Here is a 17,160-nt window from a genome sequence, read left to right as displayed (position 1 = left end):
GGGAAATGAAGTCAGAGCAAGAAGTACAAAATGAAATTAGAGTCGCATTGACTCAAGCTGGATATACCGTATTTCGAACGAATGTTGGAAAAGTTAAGACCGCAGATGGCAGATGGTTTGATACTGGATTGCCGAAAGGTCATGCAGATCTGTATGGTTTTAGACCAGACGGACAGATATTTTATGTCGAGGTAAAAAAAGAAAATGGTCGTGTGAGACCTGAACAGGAAAATTTTATTGAGACAGTTAGAAAACGAGGTGCGATAGCTGGTGTCGCTAGAAGCGCCCAGGAAGCGTTGGAGTTAGTCAAATGAATAAACTAAGAACAGACGTACAGTGTCCGTTTTGCGGAGATTGTGTCGTGAGATATGTTGGATCAGATTGGAAATCGGTTCGATGCTATGTGTGTAAACAACCATTGTTTTTGAAATATGCCACGGATAGGCCGAATGGAGTTAATAAGAATGGTTTCGCTAGACTGGCACACGAACCATTCAAGTGGAATGAGGATGTCATGAAATTTGATGAGGTGTTTAGTTGAAGTATGACAAGAAGATAGTGATTGAAGGACTGAAACGCACGATTGAGCAAAATGAAGAGAAGATAATCGAGTATTCGAAGCCGTGCGATGCACGCAAGAGACGGATTAGAGCGCTGGAGCGCGATTCGTTGAGGAAAAAGAATAAAGAATTAAGACGGAAAGTGGAGGAGTTGGAAGATGATGGAAGATTTAAAGCAAAAAGTTAATGAAGTATACAACTGGACGGTAGAAGACGGGAAGCCCAAGCCTCCCAAGCAAGATTTACCACAAGCAGTGAAAGACCGGGCGGACTATTTCTGGGAAATGACAGAAGATGGCATGACGTTTATGGGAGCGATGGAATGTATCTTCGCTGATGAAAAACCTAAAGACTATGATTTAGGAGCCACTAAGGATTGGTTGCCAAAATCTAAGGAGTTTGATGATTGGGTTGGCTATTCGCCAGGAATGTCTCAGGTAGTTATTGCAGTTTATTTGATTTATGGAGGAAACTAAGATGAATATTAAGGCATTGATTAAGAAGTACGAAACGGTTGAATATGTTGTAGGTATTGTTAGCGGAAAAACTATTCTAAAAACCGTTCTAAAAGACTTGAAACAACTAGACGAACCAGAAAAAGTCAAAGTTCCGCAGTTTGTGGCAGATTGGTATGAAGAGAATAAGGATGATTTCGAAGGGAATTTATATCGATGTGCCCATAATATTCCATGCTAAACTTAATGAATTTGAAAGGTGGTTTCTACTCGCTAGCACAAAACCATTTCAAACCCTCGTTAACATGCACCAATTCGGCTACGAGGTCGAGGAGGAAGAGAAGCGGTATCGGGTTAAGATTAAAGGGAATATTAAAGAAAATACGTTGGTTTATGGAGAATTTTTTGAAAGGTATTTCTTTACAAAAAGCTTTAGTTTAGACAATGCTATACATTCCCACACCCGCAAAGAACTAGAAAAAGCTGGCTTCGGCTGGGTATTCGATTGTGAAGGTATTGAGATTGAGGAGGTGGAGTGATGATTATCAAGAATTACAAATATGATTTTTCGAGTGGCAGAATACGCTACACAATTGATGTAGATGGCTATGAAATAGCTATGGAACATACAAAGACAGAATACGGAAGTGTCCAAAGAAATGATATTGATGATTTCTTGCTTTCAGTCGAGAATTACGACTTTCAAGAAGCTGAAATGGTTGAAGAATTTGTGGATTTTCAAAGCCATTTGCTTATGTATGGAATTGATTTTGAATTGAGAAATGAGGCAGAGTGATGAGAGTGTTCATGGAGTTCGTTGACGACGAAGAAAAGCTGGCGGTGGAGAGACTCAATGAATATATTGAAAAAGCCCAAATAGCAACAAGTGGTAAGGCAAAAATAAACATTATAGGTTACCAAGTTGCGCGTTACGAACAAATAAACAAAGAAAGAACTTACATTCTTGTCGAGGAGGTCATAGATTGAAACGATTCATAGCAATCTGGATTCTGCTGTCTGCTGGATTGAACATCTGGCAGATGGACAGGATTCGAGATTTGGAAGAGAAGAAGCCGATGGTTATCTACAAGGCGGATAACGCAGGCGCTGAGATATTTGGTAAGGTCGTCGAAAAAGGACGACACGGCAAGCTATATACGCTTACCATTCGTGACTACGGTGTGTTCGTGGTTACGAAGGACGTGTATGACAAGGTTAGATTAGGAGATGAGGTAAGAATATGAATTATAAAGTGACAGTCGATGGCAAGGAAATCGAATACGGTGCATTGGTTGAAAAATCACGTTTTTCAGAAAAAGAATGGTCTGCTATTTATGCGGAAATCGTGAAACAGAATCAGCCAGAAGTCTTTGAACGTAAGAAAGCAGATATTGATTACATCGATGTATTTGGTGCTCTGATTGCTCTTGAGGAACGATATGAAGCATTGCTTGAGCTATTACCTCAAAATCAATTCTCTTACGCTGGCACTCATCCAAAATGGGTAGCTGATGCAGTGGCAGAGAACACTTTGAATAAAGAGGACACGATGCTAGATGTATCTGATTTAATCGGACGATGCAGTACTATCGAAGAATTGAAGAACGAACTGACAGAGTATTTTGATTTAGAAGAATTGTAGGAGTTATCATGAACACACTAGAAAAAGTCAAACAATGGTTTATTGATCGTGATTTAGAGAACGGTGGACGACTAGACAAGCAGTCATTAAAACTTAGCGAAGAGTTCGGTGAGTTATGTGCAGGCTATCTCAAGAAGAATGAGCAACTAACTAAGGACAGCATTGGAGATTGTGCAGTCGTGATTGTTGGTCTGGCCTTGCTGATTAAGGTAGATGTGCAGGAGATTTTCAAGGATTCTGAAATCTTCAGAGAAGAAGAAGTTATGGAGTGTTTTAAATCTTTGAATGTTCACATTAGCGAGTTTCAGTTATCGCACGATTTAGCAGACAAGAAATTGTGCAGGTATAATCTGATGTATGCAGTCCGCTATTTAAGGATAATCAGCAAAGCACTTGGTTATAGCTTCGAAGAATGCTTTGAACTGGCTTACCAAGAAATCAAAGACCGCAAGGGTCGTTGGATTGATGGCTCGTTTGTCAAAGAGGAGGATTTGAAAAATGAAAGAAAAATCTTATGAACAAATTTTGGAAGAATTTGATGAGGTTGATGAAGTCAACAACCCTAGCCATTATAAGGGGAAATTTGGACTTGAAGCCATCGAAGTTGTTAAGAATTTTGCTTTTGGATTAGAAGGAGTAGAAGGATTTTATTGGGGCAACGCAATCAAGTATATGTTACGGTTTCAAAAGAAAAACGGTCTTGAAGACTTGAAGAAAGCACGTAAGAACCTTGACTGGTTGATTGAGGAGATGGAGCATGAGTGAATATGCTTTGTATGAGGGCGACACCTTCATTACCATGGGCACTCTTGCTGAAATCAGCAAAGAAACAGGAATTGCTGAAAGGATGTTGAAGTATTACACTTTTGCATCCACCCAAAGACGAAATCCGAATGGTAGGGCAGTCGTAAAGATTGAGGTGGATGATGAATGATAGATTAAATCCAAGACAAGCAAGTAGGTTTGCTTTCTTGCTAAAACAAAAACGTAAGGAAAGGAAGTTGTCACAAGAAAAGTTAGCAGCTAAACTAGGCTATAGTCGCTACCTGATTGCTCAATGGGAGAAGGAGGAAAGTGTACCGAATATTTATAATGTAGAAGATATCTGTACTTACTTTGCTTTTCCTGCTGATATTATTCTCGGGAGTAGGGCATGAAAAAAAGCCAGCACAGCTGACTCCTCATGGTATAGTTTCGCATAACTATTATATCATGAGGAGGAGTTCGTGTGCAAATAGAGTTATTGGATATCATCGACGAAAAGAAAACCAGAAAGGAAGCTATCAAAGTCCTAAAAAAATACAGTCGTCTGAGACGGATAGCTGGAGAAGAATACGCTCCGAAAATAACAATATCCTACTCACTTGAACCAAAATCATCAAGTGGTCAGACAAGCAAGCAGGTAGAAAGCATGGTCTTGCGTAGAGTATCAGCTCAGCAGGATCTAGAACTAATCGCTAAAGCGATCAACAATCTTTCTGATATGGAATACACACGTATCCTAATCGAACGATATTGTAGGAAGAAAAGGAGGGAAGACTACAGCATTTATTCAGAGCTAGGCTACTCATCCAGTGAGTATTATCGGATATTAAACAAAGCTCTATTAGAGTTTGCGGAGTCCTATCAAGCAAGCAACCTTCTAGTTTACAAGTGATTTCTGGGAAAATCTTGGGAAAAATCTGGGAAAATCTTGGGAGAATTGGAACGGAAAAAGGTGCTAAAATAGTATTATCCAATGATTGGCAACGAACAGTCATGAGGACTCCTAAAAATGCAGAGGCTTTGGCCTCTTAGACAGTAAGGACAGGTTAGCAGGTTGTTTGGGTCTCCTTGAAACTTTTACCAAACGTGCGTTTTACTGCTAGACCAGCTGGTTCAATTCCAGCTACTGTCATTTGAGTAATTGTGTCCCAGAATGGGGTAGGCAGTAGGCTTAGCATTCACATATTACTAATTAACTTACAAATGGTTGCAGAAGCGACTGGACCTCGCATGGTTGCGTAGCTAATTATATTCCGGATAAGTTATAAGCTAGGCGGTTTGATTCCGCTAGAGGTTGTAAAGACTACAAAAAATAAATAAGAAAATTTATTTCTAATTAACACGCAAGGTTGTAGTCGCCTTGCAGAAAGGTCACACATCGTGTGGCTTTTTTTATTGTGAAAGGAGGTGATGGAAAATTGAATGAAAGACAAAGACGATTCGCAGATGAGTACATCATCTCAGGTAATGCTTATCAATCAGCTTTAAAAGCAGGATATAGTGAGAAATATGCTAAAGCAAGATCTTCTGAATTGTTGGATAATGTCGGAATTTCTGATTACATCAAAAATCGAATGGAGGAGTTGCAAGATGAAAAAATCTTAACTCAAAAACAAATTCTTGTGATGCTGTCAGAAATCGCGTCGGGACAAGCGAAAGAAACAACAGTAGTCACGACGAAAGTAGCTGAGTTGATGACTGATCCCGTGACTGGTAAGTCTGTAAAAGTCTACAATGAAATCCCTCAACTTGTCGAATACCCAACAAAGAACAGCGATAGGAATAAAGCTCTTGAATTGTTAGGTAAACGACATAAGATGTGGACAGACAAAGTAGAGGCAGACGTTTCTGGAACGGTGGTGTTTGCAAATGAGTCAGACATACCAGATTAAACAGAATGATATTGTTGTTAACCTACCTAAGACAGTAGGAGCAGGGTACGGACAGTTCTGGCGCTCAAGACATCTTTATCGGGTTGTAAAGGGTTCCCGTGGTTCGAAGAAATCAAAGACGACTGCTTTGAACTATGTTACCCGTATATTGAAATATCCATGGGCAAACTTGCTTGTCATTCGTAGATATTCGAATACGAATAAGCAATCAACTTATACGGATTTTAAGTGGGCAGCTAACCAACTAAAAGTCGCTCATAAGTTTAAATTTAATGAGTCTTTGCCTGAAATTACTGTAAAAGAGACGGGTCAAAAGATTCTGTTTCGTGGTCTGGATGATGAACTTAAAATCACATCTATCACGGTCGATGTTGGTAGTCTTTGCTGGGCATGGTTTGAGGAAGCGTATCAAATTGAAACTGAAGACAAGTTCAGTACAGTAGTTGAGTCAATCCGTGGTAGTTTAGACGTACTTGATTTCTTTAAACAAATCACAGTCACATTTAACCCGTGGAATGAAAGGCATTGGCTCAAACGTGTATTCTTTGATGAAGAGACGAGACGAGCTGACACATTCGCTACTACAACCACTTATAAATGCAATGAGTGGCTTGATGAAGTCGATATCAAACGCTATGAGGATTTGTATCATACGAACCCCAGACGTGCGAGAATCGTCTGTGATGGAGAGTGGGGAGTTGCTGAAGGTTTAATCTATGAAAACGTGACTGTCAAGGAGTTCAATAAAGATGAACTGCTACAAGATTCAGCTTATAAGTTATGTATCGGTCTTGACTTTGGTTTTACTCATGATCCAACCGCTTTGTGTTGTTCGTTGATAAATGACACGACGAAAGAGATTTATGTCTTTGATGAAGCGTATAAAGTCGGATTGATAACTAAAGAAGTTGCTAAGATGATAAAAGATAAAGGTTATCATCGCTCACGGATTATCGCTGATAGCGCTGAATTACGATTGATTGAGGAATTAAGGTCAGAACATGGGATAACCCGAATTAAAGAGAGTCGGAAAGGTAAGGATAGTATCATGGCAGGCGTGTCCAAATTACAAGGATACGCTATTTATGTACATCCGAGTTGTGAACATATCATGGATGAATTTTATAGTTACTGCTACCAACGTGACAAAGAAGGTAATTGGTTGAACAAGCCAGAAGATAAGAATAATCACTTAATGGACGCACTACGTTATAGCCTTCAATGTATTGAGGGTGGTAAAGCAATCGTCCGCAGACGGTCAGATTTTGGTCTATAGAGAGGAAAGATATGTACCAATATTTAACCTATCCACGGGATGGATATGATGAGGGTTCTTTGAAGAAAGACCTGATTTACAAATTGATAACCAAGCATAGTACTGAAGGCTCACGATTGAATAATTTAAAGAGCTACTACATGGGTGAGCATGCTATCTTAGAACACACGAGACGCAACGTGAACGCACCGAATTACAAGACGGTAGCCAATCATGCCAAGGATATCGCAGACACGGCTACAGGCTATTTTATGGGCAATCCTATCAAGTACAATAACACTGCTGAAGGTGATATCGATGAACTGCTTACAGCTTTTGACGGGGCGGAGATTGACCAAGTGGATGCGCAGAACGCACTAAATATGGCTATCTATGGTCGTGCTTATGAGTACATCTATGCCAAAGAGGGATTGACTGAATTGGACTCAACTAGTATTGATCCAGAGAATACCTTCATGGTTTACGATGATAGCATTGAGCGGAAGCCCTTGTTTGCGGTTTATTACTATCAAGTCAAGGATGATACGAAAGATACTACTAAGTATCAAGCAGAGGTCTTTACTGAGAATCTGCATTATCACATGGTGCTGAGAAATACAGATTCAGGAACGACTCAGAACGAGCAAGCAGAGCCTCACAATCTTGGACAAATCCCAATTATCGAGTATCGCAATAATCACTTTGCAATTGGCGACTACGAGCAACAGATTAGCTTGATTGACGCTTATAATTCTTTGATGGGTAACCGTGTTAATGATAAGGAGCAGGCAGTTGAGTCTATCCTTGTACTCTATGGAACGCAGTTAGCAGACACGCCAGAAGACGCAAAGGTAGCGATGAAGATTCTTTCTGAAGAAGGTCTTTTGGAATTGCCAGGAGATAGTGCAAGAGCCGAGTTCTTGAAGAACACGCTAGATGAGAATGCTACGGAAATCTTGCGCACAGCTCTTAAAGAGGATATCTACACATTTAGCCATGTGCCTAATCTGACAGATGAGAACTTCGCAGGCAATACGTCAGGCGTAGCTATGGAATTCAAGTTGATGGGCCTTGAGATGATTACCAAGACCAAAGAGGCGAACTACAAGCGAGGATTGCGCCAGCGGATTGCTATCTTTGCTCATTATCTTGGCATGAAACAGATTGCTCTAGAATCTCATTCAATCGTTCCGCAGTTTAGCCGTGGATTGCCTAAGAACTTGTTAGAGTTGTCTCAGATTATCAACAATCTTGAAGGTAAAGTGACAAATAGACAACTTATTTCACTCTTGCCGTTTGTGGAAGATCCTGACGCTGAACTGGAAGCCTTGGAAGAGGAGAAAGAGAAGAACATGGAACGCATGCCAGTGTTCAATCAAGAGAATACGAAACCTGAAGACGAGGTAAATGATGAAGAATCAGGAGTACTGGGCGAAGAGGAAAGCCAATCTGATTTACCAGCAGATGGACAAGGCCGAAAAGCAGGCAGACCAGTTCGATAGAGTTTATCAAGAAGCTAAGACATACTTGGATAAGGAAATCAATAAGATTTTTGATAAGTTCCAACGTGATTATGGTCTAAGTCAGGTAGATGCTAGACAAGTCTTGAAGAACATGAAAGACAAGAAAGACCTGAATGAACTTCGTAAGGTGCTTGAAGCAAGACCAAATGACCCGAATATCCAAAGGTTACTGGCTGACTTAGACAGTCCAGCTTATTCTTTCCGTATGAAACGACTAGAGCATTTGAGCGACGATTTAGACCGTATGCGTGAATCTATCTACCATTCGGAGAAGACGGGCTCAGACGCCTTTTATAGCGACTTGATGAAGGATAGTTATTACAAGGCTACCTTTGACCTGCAACAGCAGACAGGGCTCGCCTACGGATTTTCTGGGCTTCCCGATAGCGAGATAAAACATCTACAGTCTTTTAGTTGGGTAGGTGACGGAAGCACGTACTCTACAGACATCTGGAAGAATACAGGGAAGCTTACTTCCAGCATAAAAGATGAACTTCTCATGAGCCTCATGACAGGACGGGGGACACGAGAAACTGCACAAGCAATCGCTGAGCGGTTCAATGTAGGTCAGAATGATGCAAGGCGTTTGGTTCGGACAGAATCAGCCTTTTTTCATAACCAGATGGAACTACTCAGCTATGAAGAAGCAGATATAGAAAAGTATATCTTTGTGGCCGTCTTAGACAAGCGTACATCACGCATTTGTCAGGAGCATGATAATCAGGTCTATGATAGGGATAAGGCTGTCCCTGGTGTCAATTGTCCGCCTATGCATCCGTGGTGTAGGTCTACTACTGTCGCATACGACGAGGATGCAGATTACAGCAAGTTGAAGCGTAGAGCAAGGAATCCAGAGACAGGGAAGACCGAGCTAGTACCTGCTGATATGACTTATAAAGAGTGGTATAGCAAGTATGTTGCGAAAGACGGGGAAAAGGTGTATAATCAGGGTATGAGTTCAATTGATTTAATGGCAAAACAACAGTCTTTTGTTGTTGGAAATGATATTCGAGTGAATGCCAAAAAACTTAGCGGAACCGAGTTTGATTTTTGGACTCAGAACAATGGTAAGAAAATTAGAGATACAGTGGCGAACGTTCAAGAAGCTTTCCGCCAATTGCCTGATTATTCAAAGCCAACTGTTGTGTTTTTAAAAAAATCAGAATTACCTGGTTTAGCAGGATACGACTATAAACAAGATATTTTATTTGTTAGCGACACTTTTCATTCAGAAAAAGAATTCAATGACATTTTATCGGATGGGTTCTTTGCTGCAAAAGACATTAAAGACGCAATAGTTCATGAGTTGACTCACAAAAAGCACTGGGATTCTGCAAAAGCGTTTTACAAAGCAAATAAAAAGCGCTATAATAGTATTGAACAAGCAATGATGGAATTGAATTCAGGGCTAATTACATATGTCAAACAACAGCAATCTCTTGACCGAAGCTATTTGAAAGATATTAGTTTGAATGCTTATAATGCGTTTTTGTATCATAATAATATCAATGAACTAGTAGCAGAAATCGGGGTAATAGGTGACAACGTAACTGATAAAGTGTTGTTGAAAAAAGTGAAGGAGGTATTGAAATGGAAGTAATGGCTGTCCCAAGTAAAGAGTTGTTAATTTTTTATAATCAAATTGATGAATGGGTTGACCAAGTTTATCCAGACAAAGATATGCCTCGTGTATCTTTTAAGAAGAATACTCCTAAGTCTGTTTTAGATTTATTTGACACTATTAAATTAAAAATTGGTTTTGATTATGCAGTATAACGTACCAAAGCACCTAGAGAAATCTAAGTGCTTTTCTTATTTTTTAAAAGGAGTAAAAACATGTTTATATGGGATTGGGTATCAATCGCTTTCGGGTGGTTGGTATTTTTGTTTTTAATGCTATTTATCATAGCGTTTGTAAAGAAAGTAATTGAAGAAATAAAAAAATAATCTAACCGTATCGAATTCGAGGCGGTTTTTATATTGTCCAAGCATTGAAGACACTAAAAGCTATGGAAATTACAGTCGGGGACGACTTTAAAAATAGGAGGTTCGCAATGAACGAAGAAACACAAACAGTCGAAACGGTTGAAGAACAAAAGGTACCTGCAGAACCTGCACCACAACCGCAAGACGAGAAGAAGTACACTGACGCAGATGTCGATGCTATCATAGATAAGAAGTTTGCTAAGTGGAAATCAGAGCAAGAAGCCAAGGAAAACGAAGCTAAGAAACTTGCCAAGATGAACGCTGACGAGAAACAGAAATATCAGTTGGATCAGCGTGAGCAAGAACTAGCTGACCGTGAAAAGGCTATTGCTCGCAAGGAATTGACTGCAGAAGCTAAAGCAATGCTAAGTGAACGTGACTTACCTGTTGAGTTAGTGAATGTAGTTGATTTGACAAGCGCAGAGACTGTCTCTGAGTCTATCGCAGTATTGCAGAAATCATGGGAGCAAGCCGTGCAAAAAGGCGTACAAGAAAAGCTAAAAGGCGGAGCTCCGATGAAGCAAGCACCAGTCGATAGTGACGGTATCACAAAAGAAGAATTTGCTCGTATGGGTTATCAGAGTCGAAATGAACTCTATCAAAAGAACCCAGAACTCTATAAGAAATTGAAAGGTTAAATAAATGACAGCAGGACAAACTAAATTAGCCACTATGGTTAACCCAGAAGTAATGGCGGACATGGTTTCCGCTAAACTACCTAAATTGATTAAATTCACTCCACTTGCTTATGTGGAAACAGCACTCCAAGGCCAACCAGGGAACACTCTAACAGTTCCAGCATGGGAGTATGCAGGAGATGCGACAGAGGTTGAAGAAGGTCAAGCTATTTCTCCAGACCAATTGACTACTAAAAAGACCACTATGACCATCAAAAAGGCTGCTAAAGGTTATGAAATTACCGACGAAGCTCTTTTGTCAGGTCTTGGAGATCCACTAGGTCAAGCGACTTACCAGCTTGGTTTGGCTATTGCTAACAAGATTGATGATGATTTGGTCGCAGTAGCTAAGACTGCAACACAGCACGTTGCAGAAGCTCCTACAACAGGAGCAGCTCTTGATAAAGCACTTGCTATTTTTGACGATGAAGAAGACGCAAAATATGTAGCTCTTATCAATCCAGCAGATGCCATTGATTTGCGTGCTAACACTGTGAAAGAATGGATTTCAGGCACAGAAGTAGGAGCGAATACAGTTGTTTCTGGTACATTTGGAGAAACACGAGGTGTTCAAATCGTCCGTACCAAGAAAGTCGAAAAAGGTAAAGGCTTTATCGTCAAAGTCTCTCCTAGCCAAACCCAAACAGACGACGCCAATAAATACGGCGCGTTTGTTATCATGCTAAAACGTGATGTGGCTATCGAAACAGACCGTGACATCCTTAAAAAGACAACGGTTATCACTGGTGATGAACACTACGGTGTTTACCTATACGACCCTACACGAGTTGTAAAATTCGGTGAGTAAGAGGTGACGATATGAGCTTATTGCTACGACGTCATTATATCCAAGAGGAGCAGGCCAGCCAGTATTCTGATTTAGAAAATAAGACTCTAGAAGAGTTGAAGAATCTAGCTAAAGAAGCTAGCATAACTGGTGCCTATAAGTTATCAAAAGCCGAAATTGTAGAGGTGTTGGAGGATTTAAAAAGTGAAATTTAAAATCAAACAAGATTTCTATGATTGGAAATCAAATGTAAAACGACTGGCAGGGGAGGAACTTGAGATTACTGAGGAGCGCTATGCTGAGCTGGCTGACAATTTTGCCAGCAACGGTGTCGCTATCTCAGATGTTCTTGAGGAAATCCTCCCTGAACCTGAGTTCGTAGAAGAGGATTGATATGTCTATAGAGTTGCTGAAAAAATTAACAGGCGAAGAAGATACTCAGCTTCTCATGTTGCTCCAAACGAGGGCTACAAATCTTATCTTGTCAGAGACTAATCGCACATCCTTGACACCTGCTTTAAGTCTCTTAATACCTGAGGTTGCTATCGAGCTCCACAATCGCTCAGGAGCGGAAGGAGAGCACTCTAGAACCGAGGGCGGTATAGCGGTAGTCTACGGAGAAAACGGCCTGTCTACGGGTCTTCTACAGCGTATCCGCATGCACAGACTAGCAAGGGTGGCAGGCCATGTTTTTGAAGCAGAGTAGACTGAAACCCTATCCGATGCGACGGTTTGAAAAGACTGTCACAGAGGAAGGCGTCGCAAAAGAAGGATATGCCAAGGAAGCCGAGACAGTCCGTCTTGAATTGTGGCCAGCTAGTAGCAAGCTACAATCTGAATTGTATGGCGAGCGTGTCAACGACATTTTGAACGCAAACGCCAACAAGTCAGCGACTATCAAAGTGAAAGATGGTGTGTGTATTGATAGCCAGACGGAAGTGACTCACAGGGTTATTTCTAAAAAGGTCTACACATATCATCAAGTTTTGGAGTTAGAACGTGTCAGAGCTACTAGGGGCAGATAGACTCATAGCTAAGTTCAGAAAGCTGTCGGATGTTGCACAACGGGACATTGTCTCAAAGGCGGTTCATCATGCAGCTAAAACCATTGTTCAAGCCGATGCTAAGAGATTAGCGCCAGGGAACAATGGAGAACTTAGAAATAGTATCAAGACTAGGGTTAAAATGGACGGAGATAAGGCTATAGGCGAGATTTACACAAATCTACACTATGCTCCTTATGTTGAGTTTGGTACAGGACCTAAAGGGCAAGCTAGCCATTCTGGTATCTCTCCAGAAGTCAGCGTGTCTTATCGCTCGAGTCCTTGGTATGTGCATGAAGACCAAATCAATGTAGGACCTTACCACTTTCAAAAAATTGGGGAGTTCTACAAGATGTATGGTCAACCTGCTCAGCCTTATCTTTATCCAGCTTTGAGAGACAATCAAGAGCGTGTGTCTAAGAATATTTCGAATTATGTCCGTAGAAAGATAAGAGAACAAATATAATGATCAATATCAAGCCTGTTATTTTTAAAGAATTGCAAAAGGTCGCAGATAATGTGACTGATACATACCCTAGCGATTGGGAGACTTTCCCAGTCGTTATTTTTTTGGAAGAACAGAACAAGCCGGGTGAATGGTTCGATGACCAGGAACAGAAATCTTCTATCCGCTACAAGGTGGATATCTTTGATGATACCAGCACTAGTGAGTTAGCTGTTAAAATCAATCAGATTTTTGAGTCTTTAGGTTTGAGAAGAACCGACTGCCAAGACGTACCAGACCCGTCTCATTTGAGGCATAAGGTCATGCGTTTTGAAGGTGTCGTTGACTTACACTCAGAGCTTGTTTTTCAATTTAGAATGGAGAATTAAAATATATGTTAGCAAATGGAATTACGCTATCTTATGGCGAATCAAAAGGAACTTATACTAAACTTGTTGGATTGAAAGAAGTGCCAGAGTTTGGTATTGAACCTGAAAAAGTAGAGAATACTACTCTTGAAGATAGAGTAAAAATGTATGAGTTCGGTATCGGTGATGCAGGGGAATTGGAATACAAATTCTCTTACAAAAACGATAGCGCAACTGCTCCTTACCGTGTATTGCGTAATGCAGCGGACGCCAAGAAAAAACTTTATTTTGAACAAGTTTACCCAGACGGTACTAAGGTTAATTTTGAAGGTCAAGTATCTGTCAAACTTGGCGGTGGCGGTGTTAATGCCGTTATCGAATTCACTTTGAAGATTGCCTTGCAGTCTGAATTGACATTCACTGATGGTATTGGAGGTTAATTAAATGGCGTTACCTTACTCAATTTGGAAGATTAGCGATGAGAAAGAGTTGAAACTACGACTTTCATCTCATCAAGCAGCAAAAGTTGAAGAAAAAATCGGTATGAACTTGCTGAAGATTTTCATGCCTGAAGCTGGCGAAGAGTTTCCTTTGCCTCCTTTGAAAATTGTATTGCTTTTAATTCATGGAGCTTTGCAGAAGTATGAGAATGGCTATTCTCTTGAGGATGTATACGATCTATACGATGAATACGTGGATAACGGTGGAGACCAAACAACCTTCATGACAGAAGTTTTAATGCCACTCTTTGAAGTATCGGGTTTTACTCCACGAGGAAGCAAGGGCAAGAAAACTTCCAAGAAGAAAATGACAGTAGTCGAGTAATCTTAACGGTAACGCAGATTATTGAGAGGCTTTATCCTATGTTTTTGGACATAGGAGGTAAGCCTCTTGATTTTTGGGATTTGACGGTGCTTGAAATCAGGGAAATGATTGAAAGCTATAACCGTGTCAAAATCCAAGAGCGTAAAGAGAAGATTATTGACTCTTATAGACTTTCGCAGATGATATCCAACCACGTTTCTTTGTTGTTGTCCAAGGATGCTAAAGTCTTTGAGTTCTGGGAATATGCGCCTGACTTGTTTGTAGAAGAACAACAAGCGGTAGAACAGGAACGACAAAGACAAGCGCTTTTGTTGCATAAGGAACGAATGCGTGAATTTGCAGAAAGACATAATCGCAAAAGGAAGGAGGAAATGAATGGCAACTCTTGATGAATTGAAAGTCATGATTGACGCTGAGATAGCGCCTTTCAGGAAGAAGATGAAAGAAGTCGAGAATCAGGTCAAAGGAACATCTGACCAAGTGAAGAATGCCGCTGCCAAAGTTCGTGAACAGTCGAACTCTATCGGTAGTGCGTTTGGCAATCTAGCTAAGTTCGCTGGTTTTGCAATCCTTGGTAAGAAATTGCTTGATGTTGGGATGTATTCAGCGCAGACGGCTCTTGAAGTGTCAGCGTCTATGAACCAAATCAAGCGCCAGATGGGCGAGAGTTCGCAATCTTTCTTAAAATGGGTTAACGATAACGCTAACGCTATGAATATGGGTGTGGGTGAGGCGACCAACTATGGTGCAGTCTACTCAAACCTATTTTCTGGATTTATCAAAGATACCAACAAATTAAGCGCCTATACTGCTAAGATGTTGCAGACATCGGCAGTTGTTGCTGAAGGTTCAGGGCGTAGCATTACAGACGTTATGGAGCGGATTCGCTCAGGTTTGCTAGGGAACACGGAAGCAATTGAGGACCTAGGAATCAACGTTGGAGTTGCTATGATTGAATCTACTGAAGCCTTTAAGAAGTTCGCAAACGGACAGAGCTGGCAACAGTTGGACTATCAAACCCAGCAACAAATCCGCCTTATGGCAATTTTGGAACAGGCTACAGCCAAGTACGGGGATACCTTGTCCAATTCTGTAAATGGTCGTATCAGCCTGTTTAAGTCACTGATGAAAGATAGTGCATTGAACCTTGGTAACTCTATGTTACCGATTATTAACGCCATTATGCCTGTCTTAAACTCTTTTGCTATGGTTTTGAAGAACGTTACTGCAAAACTCGCTGAGTTTATCGCTTTAATGTTTAACAAAAAGGCTACTGTAAAAGATGGTATTGGTGGAGCGGTTGGAGACATGGGTAACGCCATGAAGGATGCTGCAGGCGGAGCAGGAGACCTCGCTGACGCAGTAGACGATGCTGGAGATTCAGCAGGAGGACTTGCCGATAATCTTGGAGACTCAGCCAAAAACGCTAAGAAGGCTGCTAAAGAATTGCTTGGTCTGATGGGATTTGATGAGATTAACATCTTGCAAAAACCAAAAGACGACGATGCAGACGGTTCTGGAGGCGGTGGCGGTGGTGGCAAAGGTGGTAAAGGAAAGGGAGGCGGTGGCGGACCTTTCAAAGACATCTTGCCAGAAGTTGAGTTGACCGATATGGACAACCAGTTTAAGAGCATTTTTGATGGTCTTGGAGATAAGCTGAAAGGGTTGTTTGACTACCTAAAAAAACTTTGGGACTTATTTAAAAAAGGTTTCTCTCTATCATTTAGATGGGATAGTATTGAAAGATTAAAGAATGCACTACAAGGCATCTGGCAATCTATTAAAGATATCTTTGAAGATGGTACGGTTTTACAAGCAGCAGCAAGGTTTGGAGAAAAACTAGCTTTTGCTTTGGGACAAACAACAGGCGCTCTCGCTAACGTAATCATGGGTATTGCCGTCTTTATCGCTGAAAGTCTGAATAAATCACTTAATGAAACGAAATTAGATATCAAATCTTGGTTAATCCGTATGTTTGATATCGAGGGGGAAATCGTTGAAAGTGTAGGAAATATTGCTCAAAGTATCGGACAAATTTTCTACGATTCAATAACAAGCGAACCTGCTACAAATATGGGCGCAGGGTTAATCAGTGCCTTTACATACGCTTTTATGGGCGTAAGAGAGATAACAGCAAAATACACAAGAGATATAATCGGAGCTATTGAAGAGACTATTACCGAAAATCAAGCTGGCATAACAGAAATGTTTACTGGTCTTTTTAAAGCTGTAGAGCCAATTGCCCAAGCTTTAGCAAGCTCAATGAAGAAACTTTTTGAAAGTGTTAATCAAGTATATGACGAGCATATCAAACCTTTGTTTGAATCAAGTTCTTCTTTGATGTCGGATGTTGTAGGTTCTTTTGTTAAAGGATGGAACGAAAATATCCAACCTGTTCTAGAAAAGATTGGTAACGGTTTTGCTGATACAATCAAAAACCATATTGAACCAGCTTTAGAAAAAATAGGTGGCATGATTGGAAGTTTTGCGGACTTTTCGAAAGCTGTAAATGAAAATTTCGGCCCAGTCATTTCTTTTATTGTAGAAAAGTTAACGGTTGTACTAGCGCCTGTAATTGAATATATAGGAGAAGTTTGGCGCGTTCTTTTCAATACTATTTCTGATGTAATCGGGGGTATTGCCGATATTATCAAAGGCGTATTTGATGTACTCACAGGACTTTCAACTGGAGATGGAGAGAAAATCAAAGAAGGTTTTTCAAACATATTCGGTGGGTTAAAAGATATTGTAGTCAGTGTCTTTAGTGGCATCATTGATCTTGTATCTGGTGTATTGAAACTTCTTTGGGACGTTGTTGTCGCAATATTCAAAAGCATTTGGGACGCAATTGTAGCTATCTTTTCTGGTGTCGGGTCTTGGTTTGGAGAAAAGTTCCAAGGCGCATGGGATGCTATCGTTAATATCTTCAGTAATCTA

29 protein-coding genes and 1 pseudogene are annotated in these 17,160 nt (G+C 40.6%); all 30 read left to right on the top strand.

Features of this window, described 5'->3' with window-relative positions:
• Positions 1–5 precede the first annotated feature (5 nt).
• A complete protein-coding gene (locus SMIDD28_RS04535) occupies positions 6–314 on the top strand; it encodes a VRR-NUC domain-containing protein (protein ID WP_061425022.1) in 309 nt (102 codons plus the stop codon).
• 404 nt (positions 315–718) lie between these two features.
• Positions 719–1,036, top strand: a complete 318-nt coding sequence (locus SMIDD28_RS04520) for a hypothetical protein (protein ID WP_196756357.1) — start codon at positions 719–721, stop codon at positions 1,034–1,036.
• Position 1,037: 1 nt separating this feature from the next.
• Complete coding sequence (locus SMIDD28_RS12550; RefSeq protein WP_416069021.1) at positions 1,038–1,256, top strand: DUF1642 domain-containing protein; 219 nt, start codon at positions 1,038–1,040, stop codon at positions 1,254–1,256.
• 43 nt (positions 1,257–1,299) lie between these two features.
• A pseudogene (locus SMIDD28_RS12545) lies at positions 1,300–1,554 on the top strand (DUF1642 domain-containing protein); the annotation flags it as partial.
• Positions 1,554–1,811 carry a hypothetical protein gene (locus SMIDD28_RS04510; protein ID WP_061425016.1) on the top strand — a complete coding sequence of 86 codons (258 nt, stop codon included), beginning with the start codon at positions 1,554–1,556 and terminating at the stop codon, positions 1,809–1,811. The pseudogene SMIDD28_RS12545 and the gene SMIDD28_RS04510, both read left to right, overlap by 1 nt.
• 11 nt (positions 1,812–1,822) lie before the next feature.
• Positions 1,823–2,002, top strand: a complete 180-nt coding sequence (locus tag SMIDD28_RS04505; RefSeq protein ID WP_155719312.1) for a hypothetical protein — start codon at positions 1,823–1,825, stop codon at positions 2,000–2,002.
• On the top strand, positions 1,999–2,259 hold the full coding sequence (locus tag SMIDD28_RS04500) for a DUF1372 family protein (RefSeq protein ID WP_061425013.1): 261 nt from the start codon (positions 1,999–2,001) through the stop codon (positions 2,257–2,259). Before SMIDD28_RS04505 ends, SMIDD28_RS04500 begins: the two co-directional genes overlap by 4 nt.
• Complete coding sequence (locus tag SMIDD28_RS04495) at positions 2,256–2,657, top strand: hypothetical protein (protein WP_015973642.1); 402 nt, start codon at positions 2,256–2,258, stop codon at positions 2,655–2,657. The genes SMIDD28_RS04500 and SMIDD28_RS04495 overlap by 4 nt, the downstream gene beginning before the upstream one ends.
• An 8-nt stretch (positions 2,658–2,665) precedes the next feature.
• Positions 2,666–3,175, top strand: a complete 510-nt coding sequence (locus tag SMIDD28_RS04490; protein WP_061425011.1) for a MazG-like family protein — start codon at positions 2,666–2,668, stop codon at positions 3,173–3,175.
• Positions 3,156–3,422 (top strand): DUF3310 domain-containing protein, encoded by a 267-nt coding sequence (locus tag SMIDD28_RS04485; protein ID WP_061425009.1) that lies wholly within the window; start codon positions 3,156–3,158, stop codon positions 3,420–3,422. Before SMIDD28_RS04490 ends, SMIDD28_RS04485 begins: the two co-directional genes overlap by 20 nt.
• Positions 3,415–3,591, top strand: a complete 177-nt coding sequence (locus SMIDD28_RS11855; protein WP_196756356.1) for a hypothetical protein — start codon at positions 3,415–3,417, stop codon at positions 3,589–3,591. Before SMIDD28_RS04485 ends, SMIDD28_RS11855 begins: the two co-directional genes overlap by 8 nt.
• On the top strand, positions 3,584–3,814 hold the full coding sequence (locus SMIDD28_RS04480; protein ID WP_061425007.1) for a helix-turn-helix domain-containing protein: 231 nt from the start codon (positions 3,584–3,586) through the stop codon (positions 3,812–3,814). Before SMIDD28_RS11855 ends, SMIDD28_RS04480 begins: the two co-directional genes overlap by 8 nt.
• Before the next feature lie 71 nt (positions 3,815–3,885).
• A complete protein-coding gene (locus SMIDD28_RS04475) occupies positions 3,886–4,314 on the top strand; it encodes an ArpU family phage packaging/lysis transcriptional regulator (protein ID WP_023940104.1) in 429 nt (142 codons plus the stop codon).
• A gap of 490 nt (positions 4,315–4,804) precedes the next feature.
• Positions 4,805–5,314, top strand: coding sequence for a terminase small subunit (locus SMIDD28_RS04470; protein WP_061425005.1), 510 nt, complete (start codon positions 4,805–4,807; stop codon positions 5,312–5,314).
• Positions 5,292–6,590 (top strand): PBSX family phage terminase large subunit, encoded by a 1,299-nt coding sequence (locus SMIDD28_RS04465; protein WP_061425003.1) that lies wholly within the window; start codon positions 5,292–5,294, stop codon positions 6,588–6,590. Before SMIDD28_RS04470 ends, SMIDD28_RS04465 begins: the two co-directional genes overlap by 23 nt.
• An 11-nt stretch (positions 6,591–6,601) precedes the next feature.
• Entirely contained in the window at positions 6,602–8,071 is a 1,470-nt protein-coding gene (locus SMIDD28_RS04460; RefSeq protein ID WP_081103212.1) for a phage portal protein, read from the top strand.
• Positions 7,980–9,692 (top strand): minor capsid protein, encoded by a 1,713-nt coding sequence (locus tag SMIDD28_RS12130; protein WP_231075137.1) that lies wholly within the window; start codon positions 7,980–7,982, stop codon positions 9,690–9,692. The genes SMIDD28_RS04460 and SMIDD28_RS12130 overlap by 92 nt, the downstream gene beginning before the upstream one ends.
• Entirely contained in the window at positions 9,683–9,868 is a 186-nt protein-coding gene (locus tag SMIDD28_RS04450) for a hypothetical protein (RefSeq protein ID WP_050253775.1), read from the top strand. The genes SMIDD28_RS12130 and SMIDD28_RS04450 overlap by 10 nt, the downstream gene beginning before the upstream one ends.
• A 278-nt stretch (positions 9,869–10,146) precedes the next feature.
• Positions 10,147–10,716 carry a DUF4355 domain-containing protein gene (locus SMIDD28_RS04445; protein WP_061425001.1) on the top strand — a complete coding sequence of 190 codons (570 nt, stop codon included), beginning with the start codon at positions 10,147–10,149 and terminating at the stop codon, positions 10,714–10,716.
• Positions 10,717–10,720: 4 nt separating this feature from the next.
• Positions 10,721–11,563, top strand: a complete 843-nt coding sequence (locus tag SMIDD28_RS04440; RefSeq protein ID WP_061425000.1) for a N4-gp56 family major capsid protein — start codon at positions 10,721–10,723, stop codon at positions 11,561–11,563.
• An 11-nt stretch (positions 11,564–11,574) separates the two neighbouring features.
• On the top strand, positions 11,575–11,757 hold the full coding sequence (locus tag SMIDD28_RS04435; RefSeq protein WP_061424999.1) for a Rho termination factor N-terminal domain-containing protein: 183 nt from the start codon (positions 11,575–11,577) through the stop codon (positions 11,755–11,757).
• Positions 11,747–11,935 carry a hypothetical protein gene (locus tag SMIDD28_RS04430; protein ID WP_061424997.1) on the top strand — a complete coding sequence of 63 codons (189 nt, stop codon included), beginning with the start codon at positions 11,747–11,749 and terminating at the stop codon, positions 11,933–11,935. The genes SMIDD28_RS04435 and SMIDD28_RS04430 overlap by 11 nt, the downstream gene beginning before the upstream one ends.
• Position 11,936: 1 nt before the next feature.
• A complete protein-coding gene (locus tag SMIDD28_RS04425) occupies positions 11,937–12,248 on the top strand; it encodes a phage head-tail connector protein (RefSeq protein WP_000021220.1) in 312 nt (103 codons plus the stop codon).
• Entirely contained in the window at positions 12,229–12,567 is a 339-nt protein-coding gene (locus SMIDD28_RS04420; RefSeq protein ID WP_050125325.1) for a hypothetical protein, read from the top strand. The genes SMIDD28_RS04425 and SMIDD28_RS04420 overlap by 20 nt, the downstream gene beginning before the upstream one ends.
• Complete coding sequence (locus tag SMIDD28_RS11030) at positions 12,542–13,051, top strand: HK97-gp10 family putative phage morphogenesis protein (RefSeq protein WP_081103211.1); 510 nt, start codon at positions 12,542–12,544, stop codon at positions 13,049–13,051. Before SMIDD28_RS04420 ends, SMIDD28_RS11030 begins: the two co-directional genes overlap by 26 nt.
• Positions 13,051–13,419 (top strand): hypothetical protein, encoded by a 369-nt coding sequence (locus SMIDD28_RS04410; RefSeq protein WP_061424996.1) that lies wholly within the window; start codon positions 13,051–13,053, stop codon positions 13,417–13,419. Before SMIDD28_RS11030 ends, SMIDD28_RS04410 begins: the two co-directional genes overlap by 1 nt.
• 5 nt (positions 13,420–13,424) lie before the next feature.
• A complete protein-coding gene (locus SMIDD28_RS04405) occupies positions 13,425–13,838 on the top strand; it encodes a phage tail tube protein (protein ID WP_061424994.1) in 414 nt (137 codons plus the stop codon).
• A gap of 4 nt (positions 13,839–13,842) precedes the next feature.
• A complete protein-coding gene (locus SMIDD28_RS04400) occupies positions 13,843–14,223 on the top strand; it encodes a DUF6096 family protein (RefSeq protein WP_061424992.1) in 381 nt (126 codons plus the stop codon).
• A gap of 38 nt (positions 14,224–14,261) precedes the next feature.
• Complete coding sequence (locus SMIDD28_RS04395; protein WP_061424990.1) at positions 14,262–14,612, top strand: hypothetical protein; 351 nt, start codon at positions 14,262–14,264, stop codon at positions 14,610–14,612.
• Positions 14,599–17,160, top strand: a 2,562-nt coding sequence (locus SMIDD28_RS04390) for a phage tail protein (RefSeq protein ID WP_231075135.1), incomplete at its 3' end; no start/stop codon positions are given. The genes SMIDD28_RS04395 and SMIDD28_RS04390, both read left to right, overlap by 14 nt.

Source organism: Streptococcus mitis, from assembly GCF_001579045.1.
Classification (GTDB): Bacteria; Bacillota; Bacilli; order Lactobacillales; family Streptococcaceae; genus Streptococcus; species Streptococcus mitis_D.
Note: the sequence above shows the minus strand (reverse complement) of the source record. Positions and strands in the feature narration are given on the sequence as shown.